General features: G+C 61.7%; 18 protein-coding genes and 1 pseudogene. 12 read left to right on the top strand and 7 right to left on the bottom strand.

Annotated elements, in window-relative coordinates; genetic code table 11:
• The first annotated feature begins 12 nt into the window (after positions 1 to 12).
• The 5 genes and pseudogenes from L0U82_RS26435 (at position 13) to L0U82_RS26415 (ending at position 1,979) form a co-directional block, all read left to right on the top strand.
• On the top strand, positions 13 to 330 hold the full coding sequence (locus L0U82_RS26435; protein ID WP_233835789.1) for an ArsR/SmtB family transcription factor: 318 nt from the start codon (positions 13 to 15) through the stop codon (positions 328 to 330).
• 15 nt (positions 331 to 345) lie between these two features.
• Positions 346 to 780: a YeeE/YedE family protein gene (locus L0U82_RS26430; RefSeq protein ID WP_233835787.1), complete on the top strand. Its 435-nt coding sequence runs from the start codon at positions 346 to 348 to the stop codon at positions 778 to 780.
• A 1-nt stretch (position 781) separates the two neighbouring features.
• Positions 782 to 1,213, top strand: a complete 432-nt coding sequence (locus L0U82_RS26425) for a YeeE/YedE family protein (protein WP_233835785.1) — start codon at positions 782 to 784, stop codon at positions 1,211 to 1,213.
• A gap of 62 nt (positions 1,214 to 1,275) precedes the next feature.
• A pseudogene (locus L0U82_RS39915) lies at positions 1,276 to 1,419 on the top strand (sulfite exporter TauE/SafE family protein); the annotation flags it as partial.
• Between the two features lie 38 nt (positions 1,420 to 1,457).
• A complete protein-coding gene (locus L0U82_RS26415) occupies positions 1,458 to 1,979 on the top strand; it encodes an aspartate carbamoyltransferase (RefSeq protein ID WP_233835783.1) in 522 nt (173 codons plus the stop codon).
• 75 nt (positions 1,980 to 2,054) lie between these two features.
• On the opposite strand, the gene L0U82_RS26410 is transcribed toward L0U82_RS26415, so the two are convergent.
• The gene (locus tag L0U82_RS26410; protein ID WP_233835781.1) at positions 2,055 to 2,402 is read right to left on the bottom strand and encodes a carboxymuconolactone decarboxylase family protein; all 348 of its coding nucleotides are present in this window, start codon (positions 2,400 to 2,402) and stop codon (positions 2,055 to 2,057) included.
• Between the two features lie 66 nt (positions 2,403 to 2,468).
• Positions 2,469 to 2,987: a hypothetical protein gene (locus tag L0U82_RS26405; RefSeq protein ID WP_233835780.1), complete on the bottom strand. Its 519-nt coding sequence runs from the start codon at positions 2,985 to 2,987 to the stop codon at positions 2,469 to 2,471.
• A 268-nt stretch (positions 2,988 to 3,255) separates the two neighbouring features.
• Here L0U82_RS26405 and arsD point away from each other — a divergent pair, with 268 nt between their 5' ends.
• On the top strand, positions 3,256 to 3,621 hold the full coding sequence (gene arsD, locus L0U82_RS26400; RefSeq protein ID WP_233835779.1) for an arsenite efflux transporter metallochaperone ArsD: 366 nt from the start codon (positions 3,256 to 3,258) through the stop codon (positions 3,619 to 3,621).
• 13 nt (positions 3,622 to 3,634) lie between these two features.
• On the top strand, positions 3,635 to 4,687 hold the full coding sequence (locus tag L0U82_RS26395) for an ArsA-related P-loop ATPase (protein ID WP_233835778.1): 1,053 nt from the start codon (positions 3,635 to 3,637) through the stop codon (positions 4,685 to 4,687).
• 418 nt (positions 4,688 to 5,105) lie between these two features.
• Here L0U82_RS26395 and L0U82_RS26390 read toward each other — a convergent pair whose 3' ends face one another.
• A complete protein-coding gene (locus L0U82_RS26390; RefSeq protein ID WP_233835777.1) occupies positions 5,106 to 6,047 on the bottom strand; it encodes a LysR family transcriptional regulator in 942 nt (313 codons plus the stop codon).
• A 120-nt stretch (positions 6,048 to 6,167) separates the two neighbouring features.
• Here L0U82_RS26390 and L0U82_RS26385 point away from each other — a divergent pair, with 120 nt between their 5' ends.
• Positions 6,168 to 7,679 carry a CoA-acylating methylmalonate-semialdehyde dehydrogenase gene (locus L0U82_RS26385; RefSeq protein WP_233835776.1) on the top strand — a complete coding sequence of 504 codons (1,512 nt, stop codon included), beginning with the start codon at positions 6,168 to 6,170 and terminating at the stop codon, positions 7,677 to 7,679.
• Positions 7,680 to 7,856: 177 nt separating this feature from the next.
• Here L0U82_RS26385 and L0U82_RS26380 read toward each other — a convergent pair whose 3' ends face one another.
• Positions 7,857 to 8,492: a GntR family transcriptional regulator gene (locus L0U82_RS26380; protein WP_233835775.1), complete on the bottom strand. Its 636-nt coding sequence runs from the start codon at positions 8,490 to 8,492 to the stop codon at positions 7,857 to 7,859.
• A gap of 195 nt (positions 8,493 to 8,687) precedes the next feature.
• On the opposite strand from L0U82_RS26380, the gene L0U82_RS26375 reads away from it, so the two are divergent.
• The 3 genes from L0U82_RS26375 to L0U82_RS26365 are packed head-to-tail and all read left to right on the top strand — an operon-like array spanning position 8,688 to position 12,392.
• Positions 8,688 to 9,419 (top strand): enoyl-CoA hydratase/isomerase family protein, encoded by a 732-nt coding sequence (locus L0U82_RS26375; protein ID WP_233835774.1) that lies wholly within the window; start codon positions 8,688 to 8,690, stop codon positions 9,417 to 9,419.
• A gap of 45 nt (positions 9,420 to 9,464) precedes the next feature.
• Entirely contained in the window at positions 9,465 to 10,862 is a 1,398-nt protein-coding gene (locus tag L0U82_RS26370) for an MFS transporter (RefSeq protein ID WP_233835773.1), read from the top strand.
• Positions 10,863 to 10,880: 18 nt separating this feature from the next.
• Entirely contained in the window at positions 10,881 to 12,392 is a 1,512-nt protein-coding gene (locus L0U82_RS26365) for an aldehyde dehydrogenase (RefSeq protein WP_233835771.1), read from the top strand.
• Between the two features lie 147 nt (positions 12,393 to 12,539).
• Here L0U82_RS26365 and L0U82_RS26360 read toward each other — a convergent pair whose 3' ends face one another.
• Complete coding sequence (locus L0U82_RS26360; protein WP_233835768.1) at positions 12,540 to 13,310, bottom strand: DUF2306 domain-containing protein; 771 nt, start codon at positions 13,308 to 13,310, stop codon at positions 12,540 to 12,542.
• A 341-nt stretch (positions 13,311 to 13,651) separates the two neighbouring features.
• Between L0U82_RS26360 and L0U82_RS26355 the strand changes: the two genes are divergently transcribed.
• Positions 13,652 to 14,506, top strand: a complete 855-nt coding sequence (locus L0U82_RS26355; protein WP_233835766.1) for a MurR/RpiR family transcriptional regulator — start codon at positions 13,652 to 13,654, stop codon at positions 14,504 to 14,506.
• Between the two features lie 81 nt (positions 14,507 to 14,587).
• Here L0U82_RS26355 and L0U82_RS26350 read toward each other — a convergent pair whose 3' ends face one another.
• Positions 14,588 to 15,427 (bottom strand): heavy metal-binding domain-containing protein, encoded by an 840-nt coding sequence (locus L0U82_RS26350; protein ID WP_233835764.1) that lies wholly within the window; start codon positions 15,425 to 15,427, stop codon positions 14,588 to 14,590.
• 60 nt (positions 15,428 to 15,487) lie between these two features.
• Positions 15,488 to 16,378, bottom strand: a complete 891-nt coding sequence (locus L0U82_RS26345) for a heavy metal-binding domain-containing protein (protein ID WP_233835762.1) — start codon at positions 16,376 to 16,378, stop codon at positions 15,488 to 15,490.
• Between the last annotated feature and the right edge of the window lie 17 nt (positions 16,379 to 16,395).

Here is a 16,395-nt window from a genome sequence, read left to right as displayed (position 1 = left end):
TAGGATGTTGAGATGAGGAAGAAGTCCGTCCCAATCGACCTGTCGGTGATGCAGGCATCGGCAGAGAAAGCCTGTGCGCTACTGAAGGTGCTGGCCAATCCCGACCGTTTGCTTCTGATGTGCCAGTTGTCGCAGGGCGAGTTATGTGTGAGCGACCTGGAGGAACAGTTGGGCATACGCCAGCCCACGCTCTCCCAACAGCTGGGAGTGCTTCGCGATAACGAACTCGTGGCGACGCGGCGAGAAGGAAAAAGCATCTTTTATTCCATCGCAAGCAAGGAAGCGATTGCGGTCATGAACGTGCTGTACGACCAGTTTTGCGCTCATTAAAGATGAGGAGGGGGTATGTCGATTGATATCGCTAGCTTTACGCCGGGCCTGTCATTGACTGGCGGTCTGGTGATTGGCGCCGCGGCTGCCGTGCTTGTTTTATTCAACGGACGTATAGCTGGCATCAGCGGCATCCTCGGTGGCCTGCTGGGCACGCATCAGAAAGATGCGGGATGGCGTGTCGCGTTTCTCGCAGGGTTGATTGGGGCGCCTGTGCTGGCAAGCCTGCTCGGGAATCCGGTAACACCTGATATCCAGGCCGGGTGGGGCGAAATACTTGTCGCGGGCTTTCTGGTTGGCATCGGCACGCGTTACGCGAGCGGTTGCACAAGCGGTCATGGTGTCTGCGGCATCTCGCGGGGCTCCATCCGCTCACTCGTCGCAACGGCAACGTTTATGGCAAGCGGTTTTCTGACCGTGTTCGTGTCCAGACATCTGCTGGGAGGTTGAAATGGTTTTGCTCGCTGCTTTAATTTCCGGGCTTCTGTTTGGCGTTGGCCTGATGGTCTCCGGCATGGCCAATCCAGCAAAGGTGCTGGGATTTCTCGACCTGGCGGGACGGTGGGACCCGTCACTGGCATTCGTGATGGCCGGGGCGATAGCCGTTGGCTCTATCGCGTTCCTGTTTGCAAAACGCCGCAAAAAATCCCTGCTAGGGCTGCCCATGCAGATTCCGGCCAACTCATCCGTGACCTTGAGACTGGTCCTGGGAAGCGCGGTGTTCGGCGTCGGCTGGGGGCTTGCAGGATTTTGTCCGGGCCCGGCGCTGGTCGCACTGGGCGCTGGCTTTCCGAAGGCGTGGGGTTTTGTGGGCGCGATGCTCGGCGGCATGGTGGTGTTCGAATTCATCGAGCGCGCGAAATTGAGCCGGCAGCAGGCCTGACCCGCTGCGCACCGGCTGGTGGGCCGTGCGCGCAAATCCGGCCGTTTTTATAGGGTAGAGGGATGGACAGCACGACTGCAGCCGGTATGTTCCTGGGAGGTGTTGTCGACCTGATTCTGGCGCTGACGGGCGCTGGCGGTGCTACCGTGGCAGTGCCCTTGCTGCTCTTCGTACTTCACCTGGATGTGACTGAGGCTGCGCCGCTAATCAGCTATCACTGTCGACCACGCTGGAGTCTCATGCAATGAAACCGCGCACATTATTCACAACGCTTATCGTGATGGCAGGCTTGGGCGTAGCGATTGAACCGTTCGCAGCGGAAGCTGAACGTCAGGCCGAGGTCGCACAGCTAGGTGCGGAGGTCATGCCGTTCAGCCTTAAGGCCACGATTCACATCTTCACCAAATCGGACGATGGTGGGAGCCAGCAGGTAATTGCGAAAAGCCTGTCCGATAGCCACCAGATTCGACTGATTCGTAAGCACCTGCGCGAAATCCAGATGCAGTTTCAGCGTGGTGACTTTTCGGGACCTGTGCGGACTCACGGAGCTGACATGCCCGGATTGGTGCAACTCAGGGCGGCAAAGCCCGGCCAGATGTCGATTACGTATAAAGACATCGCAGGTGGCGGGGAACTCACCTATCGCAGCGATGACCCGAATCTCGTGTCGTCACTTCACGCATGGTTCGATGCGCAGCTTTCGGACCACGGTGCTGACGCGATGGATGGGCACATGCATCATCACACGGGGACGCCGCCGCCCTGAGTCGCATGCTGTGGTGCTTTTTCGCGGCATTGGATTGCGCGGCAGAAACTGGCGGAAATCCGGGCGAGTCGATGTTCAGAGCGAGAATTCCTCAAAGGCTCTCAACGCATGGGTGGCATACATCATTGATGGGCCGCCCCCCATATAGACTGCGGTGCCGAGCACGTCTTCCAGTTCTGCTCTCGTCGTGCCCAGCTTTACCAGCGTCTGGACGTGAAAGCCGATGCAGTCGTCGCAACGACCGGCAATCGCAATCCCTAACGCCACCAGTTCCCGCGTCTTTCGATTCAGCGCTCCGTCTTTTGTGCCGGCCGCAGCGAGTTGACCGAATGCCGTCATCAATTCGGGCTGAGATGCGCGCATCGCTCGCATTTGCGCCGACACTGCGCCTATGAGGTCTTTGTAGTCGGATATGCCACTCATGTCCGCTCCTATGGTTGGCGAGCTTTTAAGGCTCGGAAGTCGTCAGCAGCCGATTGTTCGCCATGTCTACTTTGTATTGGCAGGCGGTGGGCCGCCCCGGTATTGCTGCTGCCACATCATGTTGTTCATCATCGCCTGCTGCATCCGCAGGTATTGGTCAGTCATGTATTGACGCTGCCGCAGTTGCTCGGGTGTCAGGCGCGAGTAGTAGCCGCCCATATGCCCCCAGCCCCCCATCATTCCGGGCCCAGCGCCACCCATCATTCCCGGGCCCATTCCACGACCCATCATTCCCGGACCCCACATGCCGTGCATGATTGTCATCGCGCTTTGCATCGTGGCCCAGTGCTGCTCAAGTAACTTCTGGCGTTCCTGAGGGTCCTGAGTTTTGCGAATCTGATCCATTTGCGCCTGCATTGTCTTCATTTGCTCCTGAAGCTGCGCCAGACTCTTGTCGAATTCAGCGGCGCCTGCGGGCGATGTTTTTGAACTGCTTTGCGGCGCGCCGGTGTCCTTGGAAGCAGCGTGCAGGACCGGGGATGTCAACGCGATACCGGCAACCATCGCAACTAGAAGTTTTTTCATATTTCCTCCCGTGGGCACACGATACGGAGACACAACGCGTGCAGTCATCGTGCTCCCAAGGCTACGTGTCACGACCGAGCTTCCCTTGACGCTTGTCAACGAACTAGCTTGAGTCGATTGGCGAATCGATTCGCTTCTCCATGCGGGGAAGGTTCCGCTCCATCGTCTGTGACTTGACCGAGGTCAATGACTCGTCGTTCAAAGGGACGAGCATGGCGGGTGGATGCGGCTGCAGTCTGGCCCGACAGGCGAATTCGTGGGAGCAACGATGAGCAAACTTGACGTGTTTGAGCCGGCCATGTGCTGCGCGACTGGCGTCTGCGGCGTCGACGTGGACCCGACCCTCGTTCAGTTCAGCGCTGACGTTCGATGGCTTGCTGAACAGGGTGTCGAAGTCGCTCGGCACGGCCTCGGACACGACGCGGCTGCTTTTGCGGGCAACCCGGAAGTGATCCGGGAGCTGCATGAGGGTATGGACCGTCTGCCCATCGCAACGGTGGATGGCCGGATTATCTCTGTCGGAGCGTATCCGTCACGTGCCCAGTTGATTCAGAAATTGGGCCTCAGGGTTTCCGCCGCCGACAAGCCGCACATCAAGGCCGGAGCCTGCGGTTGCAAGCCTGGCGAATGCTAACCGGCGCACCGATATGACACTCCCAGCCGTTACAACTCGCCATCTCTTTTTCACCGGCAAGGGTGGCGTCGGTAAGACGTCGCTCGCCTGCGCAACGGCGCTGCAGTTGGCCGAAAAGGGTAAGACTGTGCTGCTTGTCAGCACCGACCCGGCATCCAATCTCGTCCTGTCAACAAACACAACCGGCAATTCGTGCCTGGGGCCCTTGGCAGGCCTTGAGCAAAACAGGCAACTGTTGCCCGGCGGCCTCTTGCCGCTCGTTGACGACCTTGAGAAAGCGGGCCATGGCCTTGTCATGACAATGGGCAAGGGTGGCGTCGGCAAGACGACGGTTGCCGCGGCGATAGCACTTGAACTGGCTCAGCGCGGACACGCAGTCCTGCTTTCGACCACTGACCCAGCTGCACATGTGGCGTGGACTCTCCAGGAATCGCTGCCGGGTCTGAGCGTGAGTCGCATCGACGCGGAACAGGAAGTGAACCGCTATCGTGACGAAGTTCTTGCCAAGGCCGGTGCTCATCTCGACGCCCAAGGCAGGGCGATGCTGGAGGAGGACCTGCGGTCGCCGTGCACTGAGGAGATAGCGGTTTTTCGTGCGTTTGCGCGAACGGTGGATGAGGCCCGGGACTCGTTCGTGATACTGGACACGGCTCCAACCGGACACACCATTCTGCTGATGGACTCAGCGGAGGCCTACCATCGCGAAGTCATGCGCACACAGGGCGATATGCCAGAAGCGGTTCGCCAGCTTCTGCCACGCCTGCGCGACCCCGAGTTCACGCGCGTACTTATCGTGACGCTCCCTGAGGCGACACCGGTTCATGAAGCGGAGCGACTACAAGCCGACCTCCGGCGAGCCCAGATTGAACCGTATGCCTGGGTCATTGACCAAAGTCTGCTCGCAAGCGGCACCCAGGACCCGGCACTCGCCGAACGAGGGCGCTACGAGGTGCCATTTATCGAGCGCGTGATGAAGCAGGATGCGAAACGGGCTGTGTTATTGCCGTGGCAGGCGACTCCGCCCGTTGGTCTACACGGGCTGGAAGAGCTGGCTCGCGGACATTGACCATAAAGCGGTCGTAGCGGACAGCACGCGCGGGGAGTCACCGGGCCGTGTTCAAAGGGAATGTCATTGCCGGGGAGTTCGAGAATGGCCGCTTCTACCAGAAGGGCCGTGCGGTTCGGTCATTCACGCTCGCGCAGTGATCGGGCCGCAACGGGATCGGCCCGAAAGGGCATTCGCGCACCTGGTTAGGCTTACCCGTTGGACGTCGCTTTCTCTATGAGTGGGCGGGTGTGGTCTGTCTCGGTGTGGTGGTGAATCTTGTTGGTGCCGCATGCGGCTTGACCACGAGCCTCGACCATCTCGTGTTGCTGCGCCCGTATGCTTTTGCTATCGGCGTGCCTGTTTGACTTTCGTGCGTCCGGGTTTTGTGGATTTCCTGAGTTGCGGTCCGCGTACTCGCACAGGCCAATCGATCGGCTTACAGCACGAAGCCTTCCGCAAACTGCTCACGCAGGTAACTCACAAATAGTCCAACCGCCCGAGGCACGTGGGACGCATACGGTCGCAGGATATAGAGCGTTTCGGCGAAGGCGCCCGTGACGCGCCAATCGGGCAGCACGACAACGAGCTTGCCCGCCTGTACAGCGGCCTGCGCGGTGAAATCCGGCACCAGCGCGATGCCGAGCCCCTCCAGCGCTGCATCGCGCAAGGTCTCGCTGTTATTTGCAGAGAACGGCCCATTGACAGGCAGGATGACGGGTTTCACGTCCCGCTTTCGCGCGGTCTTGCGTTCGAACGACCACATTGTGTCTCCGCCCGAACGTGGGTAAAAGAGGCAGTCGTGCGATACGAAGTCGTGGGGATCAGTTGGTGTGCCGCGTTTGCGCAGGTACCCCCGGCTCGCGACGAGCACCGACTCCGTGCCGCATAGCTTCCATGCAACATGAGTGTCGGGCGGCTCGGCCGTGTGGCGGATGGCCAGGTCGAAACCTTCAGTGGCAAGCGACGCGAGCCGATCGGACACTTCCAGCTGAACACGCACTTCCGGATTGGTCGTCAGAAACGCCGGTAGCCTTGCCACGAGCTGCTGGCGCGCAAACGCGACCGGCGCGGTGACGCGCACGAGGCCGCGCGGGACGCCCGACAATTCGCGCACCCGCGCAAAACTCGCGGCGATCTGCGAATACTGGCTGCGCGTGCTATCCACGAGTTGCTGGCCCGCTTCCGTCAACCGTACGCTGCGAGTGGTGCGTTGCACCAGCGAGATTCCCGCTGCACGCTCCAGTTCGGCGATGCGTTGGCTCATTGCGGCTTTGCTGACGCCGAGGCGCGTGGCTGCCGCCGTGTAGGTGCCCTGTTCGGCAAGCGTCGTGAGCCAGTGCAGATGGACCCATAGCTCTTCGATATTTCGAGGTTGCATACAGTGATTGTTCGCAATGGAAAACATTGAATTCAATCCTAGCGTCTTTCCGGCGCGTGCGCCCATCCATACACTTCGAACATTGCCATTCCGGCAACCGACCATTTCGAAGGAGACGACATGCACGCCTATACCGACAGCACCGACGTGGGCCATTTCATCGCGGGTCAAAGGGTCAACGGAACGGGGACCCGCAGTCAGTCCGTGTTCAACCCCGCAACGGGGGCGAGGGCCCGCAAACTGCTGCTTGGCGAGGCTGCGGATGCCGAGGCTGCCGTTGCAAGCGCGAAGGCCGCGTTTCCGAAGTGGAGCGATACGCCGCCGATCCGTCGTGCCCGCGTGATGTTGCGTTTCCTCGAGTTGATGAACAAACACCGCGACGAGCTCGCCGCGATCATTACCGCCGAGCATGGCAAAGTTTTTTCGGACGCACAGGGCGAAGTGGCGCGCGGCATCGACGTCATCGAGTTCGCGTGCGGCATCCCGCAACTGCTGAAGGGGGATTACACGGAGCAGGTCTCGACCGGCATCGACAACTGGACGACGCGCCAGGCGCTTGGCGTCGTCGCGGGCATCACGCCGTTCAACTTTCCGTGCATGGTGCCGTGCTGGATGTTCCCGGTCGCGATCGCGGCAGGCAACGTATTCATCCTCAAGCCGAGCGAGCGCGATCCGTCGGCGGCGCTGTTCATGGCCGGACTGCTCAAGCAGGCGGGCTTGCCCGACGGCGTATTCAACGTGGTGCAGGGCGATAAGGTGGTCGTGGATGCGTTGCTCACGCATCCCGATGTCAAGGCGATCAGCTTCGTTGGATCCACGCCGATTGCGAACTACATCTATGAAACCGGGGCGAAGCACGGCAAACGTGTCCAGGCGCTCGGCGGTGCAAAGAATCATATGGTTGTGATGCCCGATGCCGACCTGGACAAAGCGGTCGACGCGCTGATTGGCGCCGCGTACGGTTCGGCGGGCGAGCGCTGTATGGCGATCTCGGTCGCGTTGCTTGTCGGCGATGTCGCCGACAAGATCATCCCCAGGCTTGCCGAACGCGCACGCACGTTGATCGTCAAGAATGGTATGGAAGCGGATGCGGAAATGGGCCCGGTCATCACGCGCCAGGCGCTGGAGCGGATCGAGGGCTATGTCGCCGAGGGCGTCAAGGAAGGCGCGACGCTGGTCGTCGATGGACGCGGTCTGAAAGTGCCCGGCCACGAAGACGGCTTCTTCACGGGCGGCACGCTGTTCGACAACGTCACGCCGGAGATGCGCATCTACAAGGAAGAGATCTTCGGGCCGGTGCTCGCGTGCGTGCGCGTCAAGGACTTCACCGAAGCCGTCGAACTGATCAACGCGCATGAGTTTGGCAACGGCGTTGCATGCTTCACGAAGGACGGTCACGTTGCGCGTGAGTTCGGACGTCGCATCGAGGTCGGGATGGTCGGCATCAATGTACCGATCCCGGTGCCGATGGCATGGCACGGTTTCGGTGGCTGGAAGCGCAGCCTGTTCGGCGACACGCATGCATACGGCGAAGAGGGCGTGCGTTTCTATACGAAGCAGAAGTCGATCATGCAGCGCTGGTCGGAAAGCATCGAGAAGGGCGCCGAATTCGCGATGCCGACGGCGAAGTAAGCACGGGATCGTGCCGGACGACTTGCGGTTGGCAAGTGCATCCATGAACGTCGCTTTTCACCGCCTCGACCGCCTTTGGATCGATGTGGCTCAAACCGCTTTATCTCAGCTCAACAGCTTCGGCAAACCACGTTAGCGGTCGCACTCAGGAACGAAAGATACGCGATGCTGCGAGTCTCATCCGGCGGTGCTGTTGAGCACTTCGATTGCCGCCGCACATGCGCCCTGCAGTTGCTCGCGCATCAGTTGCTGAACATCCGGTGAACGCGCGACGATCGCATCGCGAATCTTCTTCGCCTGGTCGAACGACGCGCGCATGCGCCCGCCACGGGCCATTGCTATGCGTCGCAAACGCCGCACGGGACCGATCAGCCCGGCATGATTGTCCCGCAGCGTGCGATTGTCGGCGATGGTCATCACGATCGCGTAATAGCGATCGAGCGCATCGACATAGCCGGAAGGATCGTCGGCATCGACGCTCGTTTGCATCGCCGCGATGACCTCGTCGAGCTGCGCGATGCCGAGCGCCGTGATGCGTTCCGAAGCCAGTTGTACTGCGAGGCATTCGAGCGCAGCGCGCACGGTGTAGATCTCTTCGACATCACGCAAGGTCACCGCGCGCACGAACGCGCCGACGCGTGGAACCGTATTGACCAGACCTTCGCGCTCGAGCTGCGCGAAGGCTTCGCGCATGGGCGTGCGGCTCACGTTCAGCTGCTTCGCCACCTGAACCTCGGACAGCCGGCTTCCCGGCGTCAAAACACCTTCCACGATCGCTTCGCGCAGCGCGGGCACTACGACGCCCTCGCTCAACGAATCTCCCGAAGCGTCCACCGCGCGCAGACGCGTGTGATACCGCTCCGCGATGCCTTCAAGCGTCGGTGTGGCTTTGGCACGGCTTGCCCCTTGTCGACTTTCCCGGGGTTTGCTAACGGTTTTTGCGGTAGGCATTGACACCTCGATAGTTTACTGAATACGCTGTATACAGATTATACACGAGGAGAAATCATGGATCGAGATCCATTGCCCCAGCCGGTCCTGATCGACCGGACGGATGGTGTGCTGAGCTTTACGCTGAATCGCCCGGAGTGCGGCAACGAGATATCCGCCGCCATGTTCGATGCGATGTCAGCCGCGCTGCGCGCTGAAGCGCTGGAGCCGACTGCGCGCGTACTACGCATCTGCGCGGCGGGCGACGTCTTTTGCACGGGACGCGAACGCGCGGGCACCGATGCCGTGTCGATCCGCCACGAAGTCGCACGCCTCATCGAGATGAAGCGACTGGTGCGCAACACGTCGCTCGTTTCGATCGCGCAGGTGCAGGGCGATGCGCTGGGATTCGGCTTCGGCCTCGCGATGCTGTGCGATTTCACGCTGGTCGCGTCGAGCGCATCGCTTGCGTTCCCCGAGATGCGCAAGGGCCTGCCGCCTGCCGCGATCATGGCTTACGCCGGCACCTACGCGCTACCGAAGGCGCTGTTTCCAATGGTGCTGTTCGGCGATGCCATTACACCGGATGAGGCTCTTCGTGCAGGACTCGTCACGCAGGTCTGCGAGCGCGACACGCTTCAGACGCAAGCCGACGAATTGACCCGACGGATCCTCGCACTCGATGAAACCGGTGCGCGCCACTGCAAGGCGTTCTTTCAGGCTGCGCAGGAAAGTAGCGTGGAAGCGAATTTCCGCGCCGCCACCGACATGCTCACCGTCACGTCGTTGCGCCTGATGCAGGGACGCTAAGGCAAACGACGCAACGAAAGACGCGACGACAAGGAGGAGACAACCATGTACGTCAATGCAGGCCCCAGGCTGGACCGATTGCCGATGTCGCCATTTCATCGCCGCATCATGTGGCTGATCGGCATTGGCATGTTCTTCGATGGCTTCGATATCTATGTCGCGTCGACGGTGCTCGGCGCGACGCTGCATAGCGGTTTCTCGACGCTGACGCAGAACGCGCTGTTCGTGTCGTTGACCTTTCTCGGCATGATGCTCGGTTCACTCGGCACCGGCTTTCTCGGCGACCGCTACGGGCGGCGCTTCACCTATCAGGCGAATCTGGCGATCTTCGGGCTTGCATCGCTCGGCGCGGCGCTGGCGCCGAACATGACCGTGCTGATCGCCTGCCGCTTCGTAATGGGACTCGGTCTCGGCGCGGAGAACGTCGTCGGTTATTCGACTTTGGCGGAATTCGTGCCGCCGTCGAAGCGCGGCAAGCTGCAGGGGCTGATGGCCGTCTTCGTCGTGACAGGCCTGCCGATCGCGGGCCTGATCGGCCTCTCGCTGATTCCGTGGCTTGGCTGGCGCGCGATGTTCGTCGTCGGCGGTATCGGCGCGCTCGGCGTCTGGTATGCCCGCAAATCGTTGCCCGAGTCGCCGCGCTGGCTCGAATCGGTCGGCCGTCACGACGATGCCGAAGCGATCATGACGCGCATCGAAGCCGACGTGACGCGCTCGCGCGGCGGCGAGGCGTTGCCGCCACCGGTGATCGCGAAAGTATCGAATGCCACGCCGATGTCGTTCGGCTCGCTGTTTTCCGGCGCGATGCTGCCGCGCATGATCGTCGGCTGCGTGACGCTCGTGGTAATCAATACGCTGCTCTATGGGTTCGTCACATGGCTGCCGACCTTCTTCGTGCATCAGGGCATGAGCATCGCGAAGTCCTTCGGCTTTGCGCTCGTCATGTCGATCGGCGCACCCATCGGCAGCGGCATCGGAGCGTTGACGGCTGATACATGGGGGCGCAAACCGACCATTATCGGTGCGTCGCTCGCAGCCATCGTGTTCGGCGCGATCTATCCATTCGTGTCCAGCGCGGTCTGGCTACCGGTGATTGGGCTTCTTCTCACCATTCCGATCTACGTGCTCGTCGCGCTGCTATTTGCCGTCTACGTGCCGGAACTCTTTCCGACATCGGTGCGGCTGCGCGCGTCGGGTATCTGCAACACGCTCGGGCGCGGCGCGACCATCGTCACGCCGTTCATCGTGGTGGCGTTGTACGCGCGGCACGGCATCGTCGGCGTGCTCGCGATGATGATCGGCCTGCTCGCCATTCAGATCGTTTTCGTTGCGTGGCTTGGCGTGGAGCCGACCGGCGCGCGCCTCGAAGACCTTCAACCCGATGCACCCGACACAAACGATGCGCACGAACTGGATCGCGCGCATGCTTCGCCTTTGAAATAACCGCATTCAAGGAATCGTATGGACACAGCTCTCCCGAATCATCTCAACGCGCAGCTTTTCATCGATGGCGAATGGACCGACGCCGAAAGCGGGCGCACGATGGATGTCGTCAATCCCGCGACGGGCGGGGTGATTGGTGCGCTGGCCGCCGCGACCGCTGGCGATGTCGATCGCGCGGTGCAAGCGGCCCAACGCGCATTCGATGGCGGTGCATGGCGGGACATGCCCGTTCAGCAACGCGCGCGCATTCTGAACCGTTTCGCCGACCTGTTCGAGGCGGACCTGGAGCAGTTCTACAAGCTCGAGACACTCAACAACGGCCGGCCAATCTCCGAAACCCGCGCGCAGATTTCGCGTTTGCCGCAGTTTTATCGCTACTTTGCGGCGCTTGCGCTGACACGCCGTAGCGATGTGATTCCGATCGAAGGCCCGTATCTGTGCTACACGCAGCGAGTTGCGCTCGGCGTCGTTGCGTTGATGACCTCATTCAATCATCCGCTGATGATTCTGTCGAAGAGCCTCGCGCCCGCGCTGGCGACTGGCAACAGCGTCGTCATCAAGGCATCGGAGCAGACGCCGCTGACGACCGTCCGTCTGGTTCGTTTGCTCGTTGAAGCGGGCGTGCCGAAAGGCGTCGTCAATGTCGTAAATGGCGAAGGGCGGGAGGCGGGCGCGGCACTGGCGAGTCATCCGCTGATTCGCAAGGTCGTGTTCACCGGCGGCACGGACGTCGGGCGCTCGATCGGCGAGGCAGCGGCGCGCAATTTCGCGCTGACCACGCTCGAACTCGGCGGCAAGGGTGCGGTGATCCTCTTCGACGACTTCGATATGGAACGCGCGGTGAACGGCGCCGCGTTCGCTGCGTTCATCGGTGCGGGACAGACGTGTGTATGCGGCGCGCGCATTCTCGTGCAACGGTCGATGTACGCGGAGTTCCTCGAACGTTTTCGCGTCAAGGCATCCGGCATCCGCGTCGGCGATCCGACCGATCCGAAGACGCAACTCGGTCCGGTCATTTCCGAACGCTCGCGTCAGCGCATTCTCGCGATGCTGGAACGCGGGACGCAAACGGGTGCGAAACTGCTGACCGGTGGGACCGTGCCGCAAGCGTTGAAGACGGGCTTCTTCATCGAGCCGACCGTCATGTACGACGTGCCGCCGGAGTCGGAAATGGGTCAGGACGAGGTGTTCGGACCGGTTACCGTCGTGATTCCCTTCGACGATGAAGCGGATGCCATTCGGATCGCCAACGCGACGCAGTTCGGTCTGGCGGCATCGGTGTGGACGCAGGATGTCGCGCGCGCTCATCGCGTGGCGTCGAAGCTGGAGTTCGGGATGGTGTGGGTCAACGATCATCACCGGCTCGATCCGGCCTCGCCGTGGGGCGGATTCAAGAATAGCGGAGTGGGGCGCGAGACCGGTATCGAGTCCTTCGATCAGTTCAGCGAGCCGCGCGCCGTCACGGTCAATACGAGTGGCAAGACGGTGGACTGGTATGCGGACGACGGCGAGTTGAAGCGGCTGAATTGATCGAGCACTGAGCGACCGATGCGCGACGCGGAATCGTGCGCGCATCGGGTGGAGCATGATTGGGTCAGAGCCGCGACGCGTGAGCCCTCGGGTCGCCGCTGCTTCCGTCGGTTAAGCCCGCGTTGCACGGGCTTTTTTCTGCTCGCATCACGCGATACCGAGCCGCGCCGCGATGTGCGGCCACCAGTACGAAGCCGCGAACAGATACGTCGAAGTGCCCACGAGCACGGTCGCGGCACCGGTCACCACGTTCAATGTCACGTGCGATCGCGAAGACGGTTCCCTCCTGCGGATGATCATCTCGGCGATGAGAAGATTGGGCACATAGAAGAAAAACGCCATCACCTGGTCGAACGGCCCGCGATACGAGTGCGAATGCCCAAGGCCGTGAATTGCCTTGAGCCACAGCCCATAGTCCAGCCTGAAAAGCCACGAGCCGATCGCAAGGGCGACCAGCCGTATCGCCCACGCACGGTGGCGGTCGAATTGCTTTCGTCTCGCGTTCCTGTACGTTTCGATCGCAGCGACGATCACGGACACACCATAGAGCGAGAATCCGATGTTCATCACGGTGCCGCCCACGGTTCCCTGTAGCACGATGTACGTCAATCCCCCGAACCCCGCGACCCCGGCGGCAATTGCGTAGACACGCCCCATCACACGATGCAGCTTTGGCATCGTGCCGCGTTGGCCGGTCACGATTTGAGCGGGTCCAATGGCGAGCAGTACGGCTCCTGCGAGAAAGTGCGCGGCGATTGCAGCGGTCTGGACGAATGCTCCCTTCACGTAGACGTCTGGCAGCAGAAGGTTCCAGTCATCGAGCGCGTGAGCTGGGATCGCGCCGCCGTAAAAGATGACGATATAGATCGCGAAGCACGCCATGCTGATCCACGTCGCGGCGAACAGCGCGCGATTCATATATAGGACGGGGGAAGTTGACGATTTCATTGCAGCAGATGGTGGTGGTTCTCTTGGCGCGTGCATCATACGTGGTGTGATCCTGCCGGCGATGGACCTACGTGAAGCCGGTGGGTTGCATCGCGCGCATTTCGAAACAGACCAGCCGTTCGGTCACCTTCATCAGAGTCGAACGCTGAGGTCGAGTTTCCAGGACAGTTTTACTTGCAAAGAAGCGCGAGATCAACTTTGTATGCGATAGAACAGGTTTGGTTTGTCAGTCACCACAATGTCAACACGCCGTTGAAAGCCGGCGCGGCGGTGATAACATTTGTTGTCATCCTCACCGCCGTCCCAATTCCATGCCAGACAGCTTCGACCAGCTGGCCGCCCTGATCCGGGCGCGCTTTTCCGAACTGAGTCCGCAATTCCAGATGGGAGCAGCCTTTCTGCTCGATCATCCCGACGAGGTCGCGGTGTCGTCGATGCGCAAAGTCGCCGAGCGCGCGCAGGTACAACCCGCGTCGCTGGTGCGTCTGTCGCAGCAGCTCGGTTTCCCCGGCTGGAACGAATTGCGCAATCTGTTCGTCGCGCGCGTGCGCACGCGGCCCGAGCCGCTGACGAGTCGCGCGCGCTCGCTCGTCAAATCGAAAGACGCGCTCGCCGACGATCTGCTCGTCGCGCAACAGCACAATCTGGAAACCACCGCCGCGCACAACGGCCGCACGATCGTCGAGGCGGCGCGCGTGTTGCGGCGCGCGCCGCATGTGCACGTGGCGGGGTTTCGCTCGTGCTACTCGGTGGCGTTCGGTCTCGTGTACGGCTACCGGCTGTTCCGTCCGTCGGTGTCGCTGCTCAACGGCGAGGCCGGCACGCTCGAAATGCAACTGCGCACGATCGAGCGCGACAGCGCGACCATCGTCATCAGCTTCGCGCCGTATTCGGTCGAGGCCGCGCGCGTTGCCGAAGCCGCGCTCGAAAAAGGCAGCAAGCTGATCGCGATCACCGATAGCGCGGTGTCGCCGATCGCGCTGAACGCCGACAAGGTGCTGATCTTCTCGCACGAAAGTCCGTCGTTCTTTCCGTCGCTAGTGGCCGCGACCGCGATCGCCGAAGCGCTGGTCGCGCATCTGCTCGCGCTTGAGGGCACCCACGCGGTCGAACAGCTCGCGCTCGCCGAGCAATCGTTGCATGCGAAAGGGGCCTACGTACCCTGAGCATCGCCTGGCAGTGCGCCAGCTACCTGATGCACACGGTGGTGGCGCCGGACACGGCGATGTCCGGCCGTTAAGACGGTTCTAATCGTTGACCGAAAGCACGAGCGTCGGCGCCGGGATGTCCTTGGGAGCGATTTCCTCGTTGAGCGGCACGACCGCCGTGCCGATCGCGAAGAACTCGATCACATGGCTTTCCCAGCGATACGACTTCTCCTGCACGAGCGTGCCGACGACACCTTCCGCCTTGGCATCCTGCGCTTCCTTCTGCATGCGCTCGATGGCAAGTTCACGCGCGCTGTAGAGCGCCTGAGTGAACTGCTCGAGTTCGACGTTGCGGCCGGCCTGGCGGAATGCCTGCAGCATGCCGCGGTGCGCGACGTGATAGACGCACGAGCCCATCACCATCTCGACCGGGCGGTAGCCGGCGCCGAGCAGCGTGTAGAAATCCTGGCCGGACAGATCGGACGTGAACGGCCCGCCGTCGTGCGCCTTGAAACCCTTCGTGTCGTGGTTGTGGACCACGCCGGTGCCGATCGCGACGAATTCGAGCAGATTTGCGTCCCACTCGACGTGCTTGATTTCGAGGCGCACGCCGACGATGCCGTCCGCGCCCATCCCGCGCGCTTCTTCACGCATGCGCGACATCGCAAGCTCGCGCGCGTGGTACATCGCCTGCGACAGCACCGTCATTTCCTGGTTCTGATTCCACGACGAATACTGGATGCCGACGTGATAGATGCAGCTACCGACGCACAGGCCGATCGGCTCGAAGCCGGCCTTGCGCACGAGCAGAAACTCGTTGACCGACAGATCGGAGGTGAAAACGCCCGACGGGTGCGCGGCGCTGCGAAGCCCCTGCAAGCGCTCTTTCACGCTCGAGGGAAGTTGGCTGCTGTAGTCGGTGAGGGTGGTGTTCGACACGTACTGGCTCCGTAACAGGGAAAACGACGGGGAAAACGACGTGGAGGCGATCTGGGGTAGTCAGATACCGTCTTTCAATGAGTTGTGGTGCACTGAAGTCGTCCGGATCAGATCCGGGCGGTCGCTCAGATCGAGCACCCATTCGACCGGGTGATGGATCGTGCCGGCCGGCTCGCCGTCCACGACCGTACCCATGACGATGTGGCGTCCGAGGTAGTTGTAGCGGGTCGGATTTTCGTAGTCACACCGGAATATCTGGCTGAAGTTCAGCTGCGCGAGCACGCCGCGCCCCTGCCGTGCCGTGTCCGCGCGCAGATCGTGATGTGCGTCGCGACGGATACTTTCCCAGAATGAAGTGGTCTGCTTCATCGCGCCGTTGCGCCAGGATTGGTCGGTACGAAAGTCGAGATTGTCTTTGCTCCAGGCAAAACGCGCGCCGACGGCGAGCCCGACGGGCACGATGCCGGCCTCGAGCAGTTGCACGAATTCGAGCGCCGGCACGGTCGACAGGATCGGCGCGGGGCTCGGCGGCAGGCCCGCGATTCGCACCGCCGTGCCGACCAGCGAATAGTCCATGCTGCTTTCGAGCGCCAGATCGAGCGAGATCATCTTCACGTCGATGACGGCGTTCGCGCCGAGCGCCGCGGCTTCAGCCTGAAGGCGCTGCTGGGCGGTATTCCAGCCCTGCTTGTGCCCCTCGGTCCATGAAAAGCCGTAGTGCATCCAGCAGGTGGCCGCGAGCGGCGCGATCATCCGGACGCCATGCGAGCGGGCGAGCGCGAGTTCGGGCGCCGTGAGCGTGGATATCCACGGCAGCGTGCCGGCTTTCGCCTGTTCGAGACGCTCATGCAACAGGTTCGGCACGCCTTGCGCGTCGAAGAACGGTTGATCGGGGCGGCTCTGCTGCGTCGGGGAGTTGCTGCCGCCGAATAACGAAGACCAGATTCCCATCAATAGCCTCGGTGGAA

The sequence above is a fragment of the Paraburkholderia sp. ZP32-5 genome (assembly GCF_021390495.1).
In the GTDB taxonomy this organism is placed as follows: domain Bacteria; phylum Pseudomonadota; class Gammaproteobacteria; order Burkholderiales; family Burkholderiaceae; genus Paraburkholderia.
Note: the sequence above shows the minus strand (reverse complement) of the source record. Positions and strands in the feature narration are given on the sequence as shown.

Coding starts and splice junctions, on each gene's coding strand:
- L0U82_RS26435 (WP_233835789.1), top strand. CDS start 13: ATGAGGAAGAAGTCCGTCCCAATCGACCTGTCGGTGATGCAGGCATCG.
- L0U82_RS26430 (WP_233835787.1), top strand. CDS start 346: ATGTCGATTGATATCGCTAGCTTTACGCCGGGCCTGTCATTGACTGGC.
- L0U82_RS26425 (WP_233835785.1), top strand. CDS start 782: ATGGTTTTGCTCGCTGCTTTAATTTCCGGGCTTCTGTTTGGCGTTGGC.
- L0U82_RS26415 (WP_233835783.1), top strand. CDS start 1,458: ATGAAACCGCGCACATTATTCACAACGCTTATCGTGATGGCAGGCTTG.
- L0U82_RS26410 (WP_233835781.1), bottom strand. CDS start 2,402: ATGAGTGGCATATCCGACTACAAAGACCTCATAGGCGCAGTGTCGGCG.
- L0U82_RS26405 (WP_233835780.1), bottom strand. CDS start 2,987: ATGAAAAAACTTCTAGTTGCGATGGTTGCCGGTATCGCGTTGACATCC.
- arsD (WP_233835779.1), top strand. CDS start 3,256: ATGAGCAAACTTGACGTGTTTGAGCCGGCCATGTGCTGCGCGACTGGC.
- L0U82_RS26395 (WP_233835778.1), top strand. CDS start 3,635: ATGACACTCCCAGCCGTTACAACTCGCCATCTCTTTTTCACCGGCAAG.
- L0U82_RS26390 (WP_233835777.1), bottom strand. CDS start 6,047: ATGCAACCTCGAAATATCGAAGAGCTATGGGTCCATCTGCACTGGCTC.
- L0U82_RS26385 (WP_233835776.1), top strand. CDS start 6,168: ATGCACGCCTATACCGACAGCACCGACGTGGGCCATTTCATCGCGGGT.
- L0U82_RS26375 (WP_233835774.1), top strand. CDS start 8,688: ATGGATCGAGATCCATTGCCCCAGCCGGTCCTGATCGACCGGACGGAT.
- L0U82_RS26370 (WP_233835773.1), top strand. CDS start 9,465: ATGTACGTCAATGCAGGCCCCAGGCTGGACCGATTGCCGATGTCGCCA.
- L0U82_RS26365 (WP_233835771.1), top strand. CDS start 10,881: ATGGACACAGCTCTCCCGAATCATCTCAACGCGCAGCTTTTCATCGAT.
- L0U82_RS26360 (WP_233835768.1), bottom strand. CDS start 13,310: ATGAATCGCGCGCTGTTCGCCGCGACGTGGATCAGCATGGCGTGCTTC.
- L0U82_RS26355 (WP_233835766.1), top strand. CDS start 13,652: ATGCCAGACAGCTTCGACCAGCTGGCCGCCCTGATCCGGGCGCGCTTT.
- L0U82_RS26345 (WP_233835762.1), bottom strand. CDS start 16,378: ATGGGAATCTGGTCTTCGTTATTCGGCGGCAGCAACTCCCCGACGCAG.